The organism is Ensifer canadensis (assembly GCF_017488845.2).
GTDB classification, from domain to species: Bacteria; Pseudomonadota; Alphaproteobacteria; order Rhizobiales; family Rhizobiaceae; genus Ensifer; species Ensifer canadensis.
This window is the reverse complement of record NZ_CP083374.1, coordinates 180,041-192,802: the sequence shown is the minus strand read 5'-3', so window position 1 is coordinate 192,802 and position 12,762 is coordinate 180,041. Positions and strand designations below refer to the sequence as shown.

At 62.1% G+C, this 12,762-nt stretch carries 12 protein-coding genes; 11 read left to right on the top strand and 1 reads right to left on the bottom strand.

Features of this window, described 5'->3' with window-relative positions; genetic code table 11:
• The first annotated feature begins 134 nt into the window (after window positions 1–134).
• The 11 genes from J3R84_RS34340 to J3R84_RS34290 all read left to right on the top strand — a co-directional run bounded on the left by J3R84_RS34340 (window position 135) and on the right by J3R84_RS34290 (window position 12,198).
• Window positions 135–818: a GntR family transcriptional regulator gene (locus J3R84_RS34340; RefSeq protein WP_025430106.1), complete on the top strand. Its 684-nt coding sequence runs from the start codon at window positions 135–137 to the stop codon at window positions 816–818.
• Window position 819: 1 nt separating this feature from the next.
• Entirely contained in the window at window positions 820–2,259 is a 1,440-nt protein-coding gene (locus J3R84_RS34335; RefSeq protein ID WP_203527580.1) for an aldehyde dehydrogenase family protein, read from the top strand.
• Window positions 2,260–2,279: 20 nt separating this feature from the next.
• The gene (locus J3R84_RS34330; protein ID WP_025430104.1) at window positions 2,280–3,026 is read left to right on the top strand and encodes an SDR family oxidoreductase; all 747 of its coding nucleotides are present in this window, start codon (window positions 2,280–2,282) and stop codon (window positions 3,024–3,026) included.
• Between the two features lie 138 nt (window positions 3,027–3,164).
• Window positions 3,165–4,640, top strand: coding sequence for an ABC transporter substrate-binding protein (locus J3R84_RS34325; protein WP_025430103.1), 1,476 nt, complete (start codon window positions 3,165–3,167; stop codon window positions 4,638–4,640).
• 158 nt (window positions 4,641–4,798) lie between these two features.
• A complete protein-coding gene (locus J3R84_RS34320; RefSeq protein WP_025430102.1) occupies window positions 4,799–5,749 on the top strand; it encodes an ABC transporter permease in 951 nt (316 codons plus the stop codon).
• Complete coding sequence (locus J3R84_RS34315) at window positions 5,749–6,609, top strand: ABC transporter permease (protein WP_025430101.1); 861 nt, start codon at window positions 5,749–5,751, stop codon at window positions 6,607–6,609. The genes J3R84_RS34320 and J3R84_RS34315 overlap by 1 nt, the downstream gene beginning before the upstream one ends.
• On the top strand, window positions 6,606–7,619 hold the full coding sequence (locus J3R84_RS34310) for an ABC transporter ATP-binding protein (protein ID WP_057217153.1): 1,014 nt from the start codon (window positions 6,606–6,608) through the stop codon (window positions 7,617–7,619). The genes J3R84_RS34315 and J3R84_RS34310 overlap by 4 nt, the downstream gene beginning before the upstream one ends.
• A complete protein-coding gene (locus J3R84_RS34305) occupies window positions 7,616–8,590 on the top strand; it encodes an ABC transporter ATP-binding protein (RefSeq protein WP_082557397.1) in 975 nt (324 codons plus the stop codon). The genes J3R84_RS34310 and J3R84_RS34305 overlap by 4 nt, the downstream gene beginning before the upstream one ends.
• A 57-nt stretch (window positions 8,591–8,647) precedes the next feature.
• A complete protein-coding gene (locus J3R84_RS34300; protein WP_057217155.1) occupies window positions 8,648–10,039 on the top strand; it encodes an amidase in 1,392 nt (463 codons plus the stop codon).
• Between the two features lie 45 nt (window positions 10,040–10,084).
• The gene (gene leuB, locus J3R84_RS34295; RefSeq protein ID WP_207932871.1) at window positions 10,085–11,197 is read left to right on the top strand and encodes a 3-isopropylmalate dehydrogenase; all 1,113 of its coding nucleotides are present in this window, start codon (window positions 10,085–10,087) and stop codon (window positions 11,195–11,197) included.
• 407 nt (window positions 11,198–11,604) lie between these two features.
• Window positions 11,605–12,198, top strand: a complete 594-nt coding sequence (locus J3R84_RS34290) for a histidine phosphatase family protein (protein WP_203528738.1) — start codon at window positions 11,605–11,607, stop codon at window positions 12,196–12,198.
• Window positions 12,199–12,270: 72 nt separating this feature from the next.
• Here the strand turns inward: J3R84_RS34290 and J3R84_RS34285 are convergent, their stop codons facing one another.
• Entirely contained in the window at window positions 12,271–12,729 is a 459-nt protein-coding gene (locus tag J3R84_RS34285) for an SRPBCC family protein (protein WP_057217652.1), read from the bottom strand.
• Between the last annotated feature and the right edge of the window lie 33 nt (window positions 12,730–12,762).

Genomic DNA, 12,762 nt, shown 5'->3' with positions numbered 1-12,762 from the left:
TTGAGCGAGGGGTCTGCGTCGGAAAATCACGCCTCTTCCGGTCCCGATCCCGCGTGGCGGTTCGCTGGTCCATCAATCGCAATTGACATCGTCTGTATCCTGGATACAATTTGCCTCGATCTTGGGAGGGATCGATGAGTCAAACCTTTGAATGGCGAAGCCAGTCGCGCCTGCTCGACGAAGTTGCCCAGGCGCTTCGCGAGCGCATCTATGCCGGCGTCTATGCGCCTGGAGCGACGTTGCGTCAGGAGCGGATCGCTGCCGAATTCGGCATCAGCCGTACGCCGCTTCGCGAGGCCTTGCGGGTGCTGGAGCGCGACGGGCTCGTTGTGAACAAACCGGGCAGCGGTGTCAGGGTGGCCACCGCCGACCTGCCGAAACTTCTCGATGCCTATGCCGTGCGCGAGGCGATGGACGGCGTGGCGGCGCGCAATGCCGCCGAGCGCGCCACAGCATCCGAAATCAAAGCACTCGCGAAACAGATCGATCAGCAGCAGAAGGTCGTTGAGCGCTGGGATCCCGGCGCCTACACCCAGTCCAACGTCGTCTTTCACGAGGCCATCGTCAGTGCTTCGCGCAATGCGTCGCTGGCGTCGCTGGGGCCGCTTCTGCGGATGACATCGCAGGTCTTCGCTCCGGCCTTTTCGCTTTCCAGCGAACGCGCCAGCACTGCCGTTGCCGAGCATCGGCTCATTGTCGAGGCGATAGCGGCAAGGGACCCTGATCAGGCTGAGAAGCTGGCGCGCGCGCATATCCATGCGACGGCCATGAGATTGAAAACGCTCCTCCCGCAGGGCGAGACTGACAACGAGGCATGATGTGAAGACTTACGGCAATTTCATCGCGAACACGTGGCAGGACGCAATTGGCGGCGAGCAAATCGCCGTCAGGGATCCCTCCAACGGTGAGATATTCGCGCGCATTGCCCGGGGAAACCGGGACGACATCGACCTGGCCGTGCGCTCGGCGCGCTCGGCGCTTGGCGGCCAATGGGGGCAGATGACGGCAACCGAACGCGGACGGGTGCTCAGCCGGATCTCGGCAGCAGTGCTGCGCAACATCGACCTTTTGACGGAGCTTGAAGCGCGGGATGTCGGCAAGCCCCTGACACAGGCGCGGGCGGACGTCGTCGCGCTCGCGCGCTATCTGGAGTTCTATGGCGGCGCCGCCGACAAGGTGCATGGCGACACCATCCCCTATCAGAACGGCTTTACCGTGCTGACCATTTACGAGCCGCATGGGGTTACGGGTCATATCATCCCGTGGAACTATCCGATGCAGATCCTTGGTCGCAGCCTCGGCGCAGCCCTTGCCATGGGCAATGCGGCCGTGGTCAAGCCGGCCGAGGAGGCGTGCCTGACAATCCTGGAATTTGCACGCATTGCCGAAGAAGAGGGCCTGCCACCCGGAGCGCTGAACGTCGTCACCGGGCTGGGCGCGGAGGCGGGTGCCGCGCTTTCCGAACACCCTGATGTCAACCACATCTCGTTTACCGGTTCGGTGCGCACCGGTGAGATGGTGCAGGCGGCGGCGGCGAAGAATGCCGTGCCGGTGACGCTCGAACTCGGCGGCAAGTCGGCGCAGATCGTCTTTGCCGATGCGGACCTCGACCGTGCCATGCCATTCCTGGTCAACGCCGGGATCCAGAACGCCGGGCAGACCTGTTCGGCCTCGTCACGCATCCTCGTCGAGCGCGCCATCTACGAAGACGTCGTGGCGCAGATGAGCGAAAGATATCGCGCGCTCAGGGTCGGACCGGCCAGCGCCGATCTGTCGCTTGGCCCGGTGGTCTCGCATAGGCAAAAGGCGATCATCGAGGGCTTCCTTGCCGATGCCGCCAAGGATGGCCTGAAGATCGCGGCTGAGGGCGAGATCGTCGCCGACGCACCCGCTGACGGCGCCTATGTCGCACCGACATTGCTACGCGACGTGCCGCACGAGCACCGCACGGTACAGGACGAAATCTTCGGCCCGGTCCAGGTGATCATGCCGTTCGACAGCGAAGAGGAGGCCGTTCGCCTCGCAAACGGCACCGCCTATGGTCTCGTCTGCGGGGTATGGACAAACGACGGTGGTAGGCAGCTGCGCATGGCGCGCGCCGTCCACGCCGGTCAGGTCTTCGTCAACAATTATGGCGCCGGCGGCGGCGTCGAGCTGCCCTTCGGCGGCGTCAAGAAATCGGGCCATGGCCGCGAGAAGGGTTTCGAAGCCCTCTACGGCTTCGCCAGCATGAAAACCATCTCGGTTTACCACGGCTAGTTCAGCGTCGGGAGGAACAAGTGTCACTAGAAGGTAAGATCGCTCTCATCACCGGTGCAGGCTCCGGTTTCGGCGAGGGCATTGCGAAGCGTTTCATCGACGGCGGTGCCAAGGTGGTCGTTGTCGACCGCGATGCCGCAGGGGCCGAGCGCGTGGCCAAGCAACTCGGCAGCAATGCGTTTGCCGTCGTATGCGACATCTCCAAATCATCGGACGTCGACGCCGCCGTTGCCGCGAGCCTCGAGAAGTTCGGCCGCGTCGACATTCTCATCAACAATGCCGGCATCGGCCACAAGCCACAAAACGCCGAGCTGGTGGAGCCGGACGAGTTCGACAGGATCCTCGGCGTCAACGTGCGTGGCGTCTATCTCATGACGCGCGCGCTGCTGCCGCACATGAAACAGAACAAGACAGGCGTGATCGTCAATATCGCCTCGACTGGCGCCAACCGGCCGCGGCCGAACCTTGCCTGGTACAATGCGACGAAGGGCTGGGTGGTCTCCGCGACCAAGGCGCTGGCGATCGAACTTGCTCCGTTCAACATTCGCGTCGTTGCCCTCAATCCGGTTGCCGGCGAGACGCCGCTTTTGACGACCTTCATGGGCGAGGATACCGAGGAAATTCGCCAGAAGTTCCGCGATTCCATTCCGTTGGGCCGGTTGCTGAAGCCCGAGGATCTCGCCGAGGCCGCCGCCTTCGTCGCATCGCCGCAGGCGTCTATGATCACCGGCGTTGCACTTGACGTCGATGGCGGGCGTTCGATCTGATGACGACAGCGCCGCGCGTCTCTTAGGGCGCACGAAAGTCGCGGCACTTTGATTGACTGCAGGTTTCCTTCAATCGGATGCGATTAATGGAAACATGCAGTGGGACCATAAACAACCAAACCGCAAAGCAGGGGAACCATGCTTAACTTGACGAAATGGGCACTTGCTTCGTGCTTCATCGCCGCATCGCTGACCACAGCCATGGCCAAGGACACGATTACCGTCGGCCAGGTGCTGGAACCGCCGGGCCTCGACCCGACCGCGGGCGCCGCCGCGCCGATCCGCTACATCACCTACGGCAACCTGTTCGAAGGTCTGGTGCGCGTGGTTGAAGATGGCACCGTCAAGCCGCTCCTGGCCGAGAGCTGGGCTATCTCCGACGATCAGAAGAGCTACACGTTCAAGCTTCGTCAGGGCGTCAAGTTCCACGACGGCACGCCCTTCGACTGCTCGATCGTCAAATTCTCCTATGAGCGCGCCGTCGCAGCGGACTCTACCAATGCGCAGAAGGGCCTCTTCGAGCCGATCGAAAAGACCGAGTGCCCGGATCCGGCAACCGCAGTCGTGACCCTGAAGCGCCCGGCATCCAACTTCCTGTTCAACATGGCATGGGGTGACGCGGTCATGATCGCGCCGTCATCGGCCGCCGACAACAAGACCAAGCCTGTCGGTACTGGCCCCTACGCGTTCAAGGAATGGGCGAAGGGCGACAAGGTCGTGCTGAACAAGAACGCCGATTACTGGGGCGAACCGGCCAAGCTGACGGAAGTCACCTTCAAGTTCATCAGCGACCCATCCGCAGCCGCAGCCGCCGTTCTTGCCGGCAACGTCGATGCGTTCCCGATGTTCCAGGCCGCCGAACTCGTCAGCCAGTTCCAAAGCGATCCCAACCTCCAGGTCGAGGTCGGCAGCACCTCCGGCAAGGTGGTTCTTGCGCTGAACAATGCGCGCAAGCCGTTTGACGACGTCAGGGTTCGTCAGGCGCTTGCCCATGCGATCGACCGGAAGACCCTGGTCGAAGGCACCTATTCGGGCTTCGGCGAGACGATCGGTTCGCATTATTCCCCGGTGGAGCCCGGCTATGTCGATCTGAACGAAACCTATCCCTATGACCCGGGCAAAGCGCAGCAACTGCTGCAGGAGGCCGGTGTCGAAGGTCTGGAAATGACCATCATGCTGCCGCCACCCGCCTATGCCCGGCGCGGCGGCGAGATCATCGCGGCCATGCTCAGCGAAGTCGGCGTCAAGGTGAACCTCGTTCCGATCGAGTTCGCGCAATGGCTCGACCAGGTGTTCAAGAACTCGGATTTCGACGCGACGATCATCGCACACGCCGAAGCCCGCGATCTCGATATTTACGCTCGCGACAAATACTATTTCAACTACCAGAACCCGGACTACAAGGCGCTCTACAAGTCCTTCACGCTCGCGTCGACGGAAGCTGAGCAGCTCGATCTCGTCGGCCAGCTTCAGCGTAAACTGGCGGCCGATGAACCGAACGTTTTCCTCTACGCTCTTCCGAAGATCGGCGTCTGGAACAAGAAGGTGAAGGGTCTGTGGAAGAACATGCCGGTGCCGGCGGACGATCAGACCCAGACCTACTGGGAGAATTGATCGCTTCTCATGAGGTGGAGCGGTATGCGGGCTGAAAACCGCACACACTTTTCCTCATCCCGCTCCAGCATCCGCCCCTCCACAAATGGGGGCGGATGCAGATCAGCCGTTGACCGTCCCCGGCGCCGGTCAACGCTCGCTCATTCCGGGAGGTTGATGTGATTTCCTTTGTTGGCGGTCGCCTTGTGTCGCTCATATTGACGACCCTGGTCGCCTCTATCATCGTCTTTCTGCTGATGCAGGTGCTGCCCGGCGACCCGGCAGTGCTGATGCTCGGCATGAACGCCGACCCGGATGCGATCGCGGCGCTGCACCGGCAGCTGGGCCTCGATCAGCCAATCTGGATCCGCTACCTCCAGTGGATCGGTGGCTTTGTCGTCGGCGATTTCGGCATGAGTCTCACCTATTCGGTGCCGATCCGTGAACTACTCGGACCCCGCATCCTGGTGACATTGCCCCTGGCTCTCCTCTCCATGGCGATCTCGGTCGTGGTTGCGATCGCCATTGGCGTCTATGCCGCGGCCAATCGCGGCAAGGCCGGCGACACGGTCGTCATGGGCATCGCGCAAGTTGGCGTCGCCATCCCCAATTTCTGGCTCGCGCTTCTGTTCATTTTGCTGTTCGCGCTGAAACTTGCATGGTTTCCGGCCTCGGGCTTTGCCGGCTGGCAGGACGGTATCTGGAGCGGCCTCCACTCGCTCATTCTTCCAGCCTTTGCGCTCGGCCTGCCACTCGCCGCCATTCTCGGACGCGTCACCCGCTCGGCCGTCATCGAAACGCTCGGGGAGGATTTCATCCGCACTGCCCGCGCCAAGGGCCTCTCGCGCGCTGGTGCGCTTTGGAGGCATGCGGTGCCGAACGCACTCATCCCCGTCGTCACCATCATCGGCCTGCAGTTTTCGTTTCTGCTTGCCGGCACGATCATCATCGAGAACGTCTTCAATCTGCCGGGTGTCGGCCGGTTGGTCTTTCAGGCGATCGCGCAGCGCGATCTGGTGACCGTGCAGACGCTCGTGACGCTGCTTGCCGCGTCCGTCATCACCATCAATTTTCTCGTGGATCTCGTTTACGGCTATCTGGATCCGCGCCTGTCGAGGGGAGGCCACTGATGAGCACCTCGGCAATCACTTCGGAACCAGGCCTGTTGGCCAAGCTTTTTGGTAGCCGAAGCCTGATGTTCGGCCTGACGGTCACCGCCATCCTCATTGCGATGGCCGTGGTTTCCACCGTCTGGACACCCTTCTCGCCGACGGCGATGAATTTCCGCGACAAGCTTCAGGGACCAAGCCTCGCCCATTGGTTCGGCACCGACAATTTCGGCCGCGATATCCTGTCGATGATCATGGCCGGGGCGCGCAACTCGATCGCGGTCTCGATCGTCGCGGTGCTCGTCGGCGCCGGCATCGGCGTGCCGCTCGGTGCATGGGCTGCGGCCCGCGGCGGCTGGGTCGATGGCCTGGTCATGCGCATGAGCGATCTTGCCTTTGCCTTTCCTGCACTGCTGACGGCGGTCATCATCACGGCCATCTTCGGCCCCGGCGCGACCAATGCCATGATCGCCATCGGCATCTTCAACATTCCGGTCTTTGCCCGCGTGACCCGTGGCGCTTCGATGGGGCTTTGGAAGCGCGAATATGTGCAGGCGGCCCGCTGCGCCGGTCGCGGCGACGTGGCGATCACCTTTCTGCACATCCTGCCCAACATCAACCACGTGCTCCTGGTCCAGGTGACGATCCAGTTCGCCTTAGCAATCGTTGCAGAAGCTGGGCTTTCCTATGTCGGTCTTGGCACCCAGCCACCGATGCCAAGCTGGGGCAAGATGCTGAACGATGCCCAGACCTTCATCTATCAGGCCCCATGGCTCGCCATCTTCCCGGGACTTGCGATCACGTTCGCCGTGCTCGGCCTCAACCTCCTCGGTGATGGCCTGCGCGACATTCTCGATCCGCGCGTGAGGCGACAAAGATGACGGCACCCTTGCTACGAATGGTCGGAATGTCGGTCGAGCTGTCAGCGGGCATGACCCAGGTCGATATCGTTTGCGATGTCGATCTTGAGCTCAATCGCGGCGAACGCCTCGGTATCGTCGGAGAATCCGGCAGCGGCAAATCCATGACGGCGCTCGCCGTGATGGGACTGCTGCCGCAGCGCATGCGGGTGCGCGGCGAGTTGATGTTCGATGGCCGCAACCTCGCAGATCTGCCCGAAGCCGAATTCTGCAGATATCGCGGCCGGCGCATTGCGATGATCTTTCAGGAGCCGATGACCGCCCTCAACCCGGTCAAGTCGATCGGCGCCCAGATCGCCGAAGGGCGACGCCTTCATTTTGGCGAAACCAGAGCCGATGCGGAAAAGAAGGCGCGATCCTTGCTGGACAGGGTTGGTCTGCCGGCGCCGCGCTTCAATCTGGACCTCTACCCGCATCAACTCTCCGGCGGCCAGCGGCAGCGCGTGATGATCGCCATGGCGATCGCCTGCGAACCGGACCTGTTGATTGCCGACGAGCCGACGACCGCGCTCGACGTGACGGTGCAGGCACAGATCCTCGATCTGCTCGACGACCTGATCGAAGACACCGGCACGGCACTGATGCTGATCACCCACGATCTCGGTGTCGTCTCGGAAATGACCGACCGTATCGCCGTCATGTATGCCGGGCGCGTCATCGAAACGGGGCGCACCGACGACGTATTCGCGCGCATGGCGCATCCCTATGCGAGGGGCCTGTTCGCCGCGTCTCCGCACGGAGCTGCTCTTGCTCCGCGCCAGACCGGAGGAAGGCCAAGGCTGAACGCAATCCCGGGCATCGTCCCCGATCCCTTTGCGCGGCCGGCTCATTGTTCCTTTGCTGAGCGTTGCGCCTTCGTTCAGCCCGACTGTCGGCGGGCGATACCGCCACTGGATCTGATCGATACCGACAGTAATGTGGAGCATCGCGCCGCCTGCTTTCATCCACGCGAAAGGATGGTGGCACCATGAGCGATGTCATTCTGAGGACCATCGATCTGGTGCGCGAGTACCAGTTGCCGCGCCCATCGATCTTTTCCAAGCAGACCAGCTTGCGCGTGCTGCACGGTGTCAGCGTCGAGCTTGGCGCCGGCAAGAGCCTCGGCATCGTTGGCGAAAGCGGCTCGGGAAAATCGACCCTTGCGCGCGCCGTCATGGGGCTTGAACGCCCGCAATCGGGGCAGGTTACCATTGCCGGCAAGGATATCTATTCGCTGGACCGATCAGAGTTGCGGGAGGCGCGCAAGGGATTTCAGGCGATCTTCCAGGATCCCTACGGGTCACTCGATCCGCGCCACACGGTGCGGACCATCATCTGCGAACCCATCGTCTCACTGGAACGCGGAACCAGCGCGCTTGAGCGCAACCGGCGCGTTGAGGAGGTGCTGGAGGCGGTCGGCTTGCCCTTGGCGTCAGTCGACAAGTATCCGCACGAGTTTTCCGGTGGCCAGCGCCAGCGTATTGCCATTGCGCGCGCACTCATCACCCGACCGGCGCTGATTGTTGCCGACGAACCGGTTTCGGCGCTCGACGTCTCGATCCAGGCGCAGGTGCTGAACCTGATGATGGATCTGCAGGAGAGGCTCGGGCTCTCCTATCTGTTTATCAGCCACGATCTGGGCGTGGTTCGCGCCATCACCGACCGGGTCGCCGTCATGCATCTCGGGCGGATCGTCGAGGAGGGACCGACCAACGAGGTGTTCGACAACCCGCGTCACCCCTACACGCAGGCGCTTGTCGCCGCCGTGCCGAAACCCTTTGCCGGACGCCGCAAGCGGGTCCGGTCGAACGCCCCGCCGCAAACGCCTGTCCATACCGCCACGACCTCAGAGGGCTGCGCCTATGCCGCCGTCTGTCCGCGCAGGCAGGATATCTGTCTCGCCCAAACGCCCATGGCCAAGCCGGTGACGCCGGCCTGGTCCGCCCGCTGTCACTTTGCCTAGAACTCTTTGAAATTCTGCAATTCTCCGGAGTTGCTCTTGTTGCAGGAATTATTGCCCATGTCCGATCTTGCCGATTTCACCGCCGTCGATCTTGTCGAGGCTTACCGCCTGCGAAAGCTCTCTCCCGTCGAAGTCGTCGATGCTGTCATCGCGCGCATCGATGCATCCGAGCCGAAACTCAATGCGCTTTGGGCCTACGATCCGGACGAGGCGCGCAAGGCGGCGAAGGCGTCCGAGGCACGTTGGGGCAAGGGTGAGCCTCTGGGCGCGATCGATGGCGTGCCGGTGACGATCAAGGAGAACATTGCGACAAAGGGAACGGCTGTGCCGCTTGGCTGCGCGGCCGTGCCGCTGGTGCCGGCCCTGACCGATGCGCCGCCGGCGGCGCGCACCCGCGAGGCGGGTGGCGTCATTCTGGCCAAGACCACCATGCCTGATTACGGCATGCTGTCTTCCGGCCTTTCCAGTTTTCACAAGCTGGCGCGCAATCCCTGGGACCTGTCGACCAATCCCGGCGGTTCGAGCGCCGGAGCAGGTGCGGCCGCAGCCGCCGGCTACGGTCCGCTCCATATCGGCACCGATATCGGCGGTTCCGTCCGCCTGCCGGCCGGCTGGTGCGGCGTCGTTGGTCTGAAGCCTTCGGCGGGCCGGATCCCGATCAATCCGCCGTTCATCGGCCGCGTCGCCGGGCCGATGACCCGCACTGTCGCCGATACGGCGCTTTACATGTCCGTTTTGTCGAAGCCGGATGCACGCGACACCATGTCGTTGCCCTATGCCGATATCCCCTGGCTCGACCTTAAACGCGATGTCAGGGGATTGAAGATCGGCCTCTGGCTCGATGCCGGCTTTGGCCAGGCGGTTAGCGCGGAAACCGAGCAGGCGGTCAGCCAAGCGGCAAAACTCTTCGCGGACGCCGGTGTCATCATTGAGCCTGTCGAGCCCTTCCTCACCCGCGAGATGATCGATGGCCTCGATCGCTTCTGGCGTGCGCGCGGTTGGGAAGACGTCTCGCGTCTTTCGCCGGAACAGCAGGCGCAGATACTGCCCTACATCTTCAACTGGATCGAGACGGCCAAGGATTTTTCCGGCCGCGACGTCTATACCGGCTTCGCCCAGATCGACGCCATGCGCAACGCCATCCATGCGGCGTTGACCGGTTTTGATTTCATCCTCTCGCCAACGGCACCGACCGCGTCCTATCCCGCCGAATGGGCCTCGCCGATCAATGACCCACAGAAGCCGTTCGAGCACATCGCCTTTACGGTCGCGGTGAACATGGGTGGACAGCCCGCGATTTCGGTCAATTGCGGCTATACTGCCAGCGGTTTGCCGATCGGGCTTCAGATCATCGGCCAGCAGTTTGACGATATCGGGGTCTTGCGCCTTGCACGAGCATTCGAGACCCTGCGTCCGCAACAGCGGCCATGGCCGAAGGTCACCGCATGAGCCGCCCTGCACCAACACAAACACTGAAACGACAGGAGTGCCGAAATGGCCGATCGTAAGCTTTTCATCCTTCCCGGCGACGGCATCGGCCCGGAAGCCATGGCGGAAGTCCGCAAAATCATCGCCTACATGAATGCCGAGCTTGGTGCCGGCTTCGTGACGGACGAAGGCCTTGTCGGCGGTTCTGCCTATGACGCCCACGGCCAGGCGATTTCGGAAGGGGACATGGTAAAGGCGCTTGCCGCCGACGCGGTGCTGTTTGGTGCCGTCGGCGGTCCGAAGTGGGATGCGGTGCCTTACGAGGTCCGTCCCGAAGCCGGTCTCTTACGCCTGCGCAAGGACCTGCAGCTGTTTGCCAACCTGCGCCCGGCCATCTGCTATCCGGCGCTTTCCGCCGCATCGTCGCTGAAGCCGGAACTGGTCGAAGGCCTCGACATCCTGATCGTGCGCGAGTTGACCGGCGGTGTCTATTTCGGCGAGCCGAAGGAAATCATCGATCTCGGCAACGGCCAGAAGCGCGGCATCGACACCCAGGTCTACGACACCTACGAGATCGAGCGCATCGCCGGCGTTGCCTTCGAACTGGCCCGCACCCGCAACAACCGCGTCTGCTCGATGGAAAAGCGCAACGTCATGAAGTCGGGCGTGTTGTGGAACCAGGTGGTGACCGAAACCCACAAGGCGAAATATTCCGATGTCCAGCTCGAGCATATGCTGGCCGATGCCGGCGGCATGCAGCTGGTGCGCCAGCCCAAGCAGTTCGACGTCATCGTCACCGACAACCTGTTCGGCGACATGCTGTCGGACGTGGCGGCGATGCTGACCGGCTCGCTCGGCATGCTGCCTTCGGCCTCGCTCGGTGCACCGGATGGTGTCACCGGCAAGCGCAAGGCGCTCTACGAGCCGGTGCATGGCTCGGCGCCTGACATTGCCGGCAAGGGCATCGCCAACCCGATCGCCATGATCGCCTCGTTTGCCATGTGCCTGCGCTACTCCTTCAACCTGGTGACGGAAGCCGACAACCTGGAGAAGGCGATCGCCGCCGTGCTCGACAAGGGCATCCGCACCGGCGACATCATGGCCGAAGGCGCACGCCAGGTCGGAACCGTCGAGATGGGCGAAGCCATCCTCTCCGAGTTCAAGGCACTGTCTGCCTGATCTGCAAGAGCGCCCTTAGTCGGCGGCGCCACGCAATTCTTCAAAACACCTCCGGAGCAATCCGGAGGTGTTTTACGTTGTACTGTCTTGAATTTGGCGGCTGGTAGAACTCGTCATGCTCATAACGATCCATCATCACCAGCGGAGGCCGTATGGAGAAAACGAACGATGAAGCTCAAATCGGTCTCGACCCGAACGAGGCGGTCGTGCTTGTCGAACTTCTTTCGCAGCGACAATACGTTTTTCAAGAAGCGCGAATTGAAGTAGGAAATGCAACCAATCTACGCCAAACGTTAGGGCCGCCAATCTTCATCGATGTGCCGCGCAAATTAGCCGTGACAAGTGGCCGACCCTTCGGTCCAATAACGCACTTAATCCAACGCACGACTTCGTCTGGGGCAACATTGATGATTTACCTGCTTCGCCATGGCGAGACCATTTGGAACACCTTGGGTCGGTTCCAGGGGCAGAAAGATTCGCCCCTTACGGAGCGCGGCATCGAACAGGCGGATCGCGTCGCGAAACTCCTTCAGAAGGAAATTTCGGAAAGTAGGCAATCATTCCAAATGCACGTCAGCCCCCTAGGCCGAACGCGACAAACTGCAGAACGCGTGAAGCGGGTGCTGCCACTGGTAACACACGAAGAAGCCCGCCTGATGGAGGTCTCCGTCGGCTATTGGGACGGAATGACTAGGTTCGAGATCGACAACGAGTTTCCGGGAATGCTGGATGGCTCCGACGCTTTTGACTGGTATTTCAAATCTCCGGACGGAGAGAGCTTCGATGCTGCGTGCTCCCGGGCAAAGGACTGGATCGCGGATATACGTGGACCAACCGTAGCAGTTTCTCATGGGCTGTTTGGTAGATTGGTGCGCGGCGTGTATTCCGGTCTTTCGAAGCGCGAAATTTTGGAGTTGCCCGTTCCTCAAGACGGGTTCTACCGCCTTTGCGACGGTGAATTCAGTATAGTAAGTGATCCCGTACCCAGCATGCTCGCCTAACGGGTTCATCCTTTGATCGCTGAGCGCCAATGCAGGCCGGCAGGCTCAGGTGCCAAGATACTGGCCGCGGAGTCATTCCCTACCAGTGCGGCCGTGCCAGGGGTCCGGCCCCGGATCACGCCCGGCGGCAACCTCGGCCAACCGGTCTAGGTAATGGGCCCAGCCTTCCTCGTGGCCGGCGCACTGCTCGGCACTTGGCAGGCCAGTGTGGGTGAGGCGAAGCAACGTTCCGTCCGGTGGTTGTTCGACGAGGTCGATCTCGACAAGGCTTGACGCCGGCGGCACCACTTCGCTGTCTTCCCAGCCGAAGCTGTATACCAGGCGGTGCACTGGCACCACCTCGCGGAAGGAACCACGAGCGAAACGGGCCCCGGTGACGTTGACGAGGTAGAGCCCGCCGCGCTGCGGCTCGATCTGCGCCTCCGTTCCCATCCAGCGCAGGATTTTCTCAGGATCGGTCAGCAGAGCGAACACCGCGGCTGGCGGAGCCGGGATGTGTGCTTCACGGCGGACGATGAGGGCCTCTTGCATCGGCTTCCCCTTTGGTTGCTATGATCTGCCCAG

Coding starts and splice junctions, on each gene's coding strand:
- J3R84_RS34290 (WP_203528738.1), top strand. CDS start 11,605: ATGATTTACCTGCTTCGCCATGGCGAGACCATTTGGAACACCTTGGGT.
- J3R84_RS34340 (WP_025430106.1), top strand. CDS start 135: ATGAGTCAAACCTTTGAATGGCGAAGCCAGTCGCGCCTGCTCGACGAA.
- J3R84_RS34310 (WP_057217153.1), top strand. CDS start 6,606: ATGACGGCACCCTTGCTACGAATGGTCGGAATGTCGGTCGAGCTGTCA.
- leuB (WP_207932871.1), top strand. CDS start 10,085: ATGGCCGATCGTAAGCTTTTCATCCTTCCCGGCGACGGCATCGGCCCG.
- J3R84_RS34300 (WP_057217155.1), top strand. CDS start 8,648: ATGTCCGATCTTGCCGATTTCACCGCCGTCGATCTTGTCGAGGCTTAC.
- J3R84_RS34325 (WP_025430103.1), top strand. CDS start 3,165: ATGCTTAACTTGACGAAATGGGCACTTGCTTCGTGCTTCATCGCCGCA.
- J3R84_RS34285 (WP_057217652.1), bottom strand. CDS start 12,729: ATGCAAGAGGCCCTCATCGTCCGCCGTGAAGCACACATCCCGGCTCCG.
- J3R84_RS34315 (WP_025430101.1), top strand. CDS start 5,749: ATGAGCACCTCGGCAATCACTTCGGAACCAGGCCTGTTGGCCAAGCTT.
- J3R84_RS34305 (WP_082557397.1), top strand. CDS start 7,616: ATGAGCGATGTCATTCTGAGGACCATCGATCTGGTGCGCGAGTACCAG.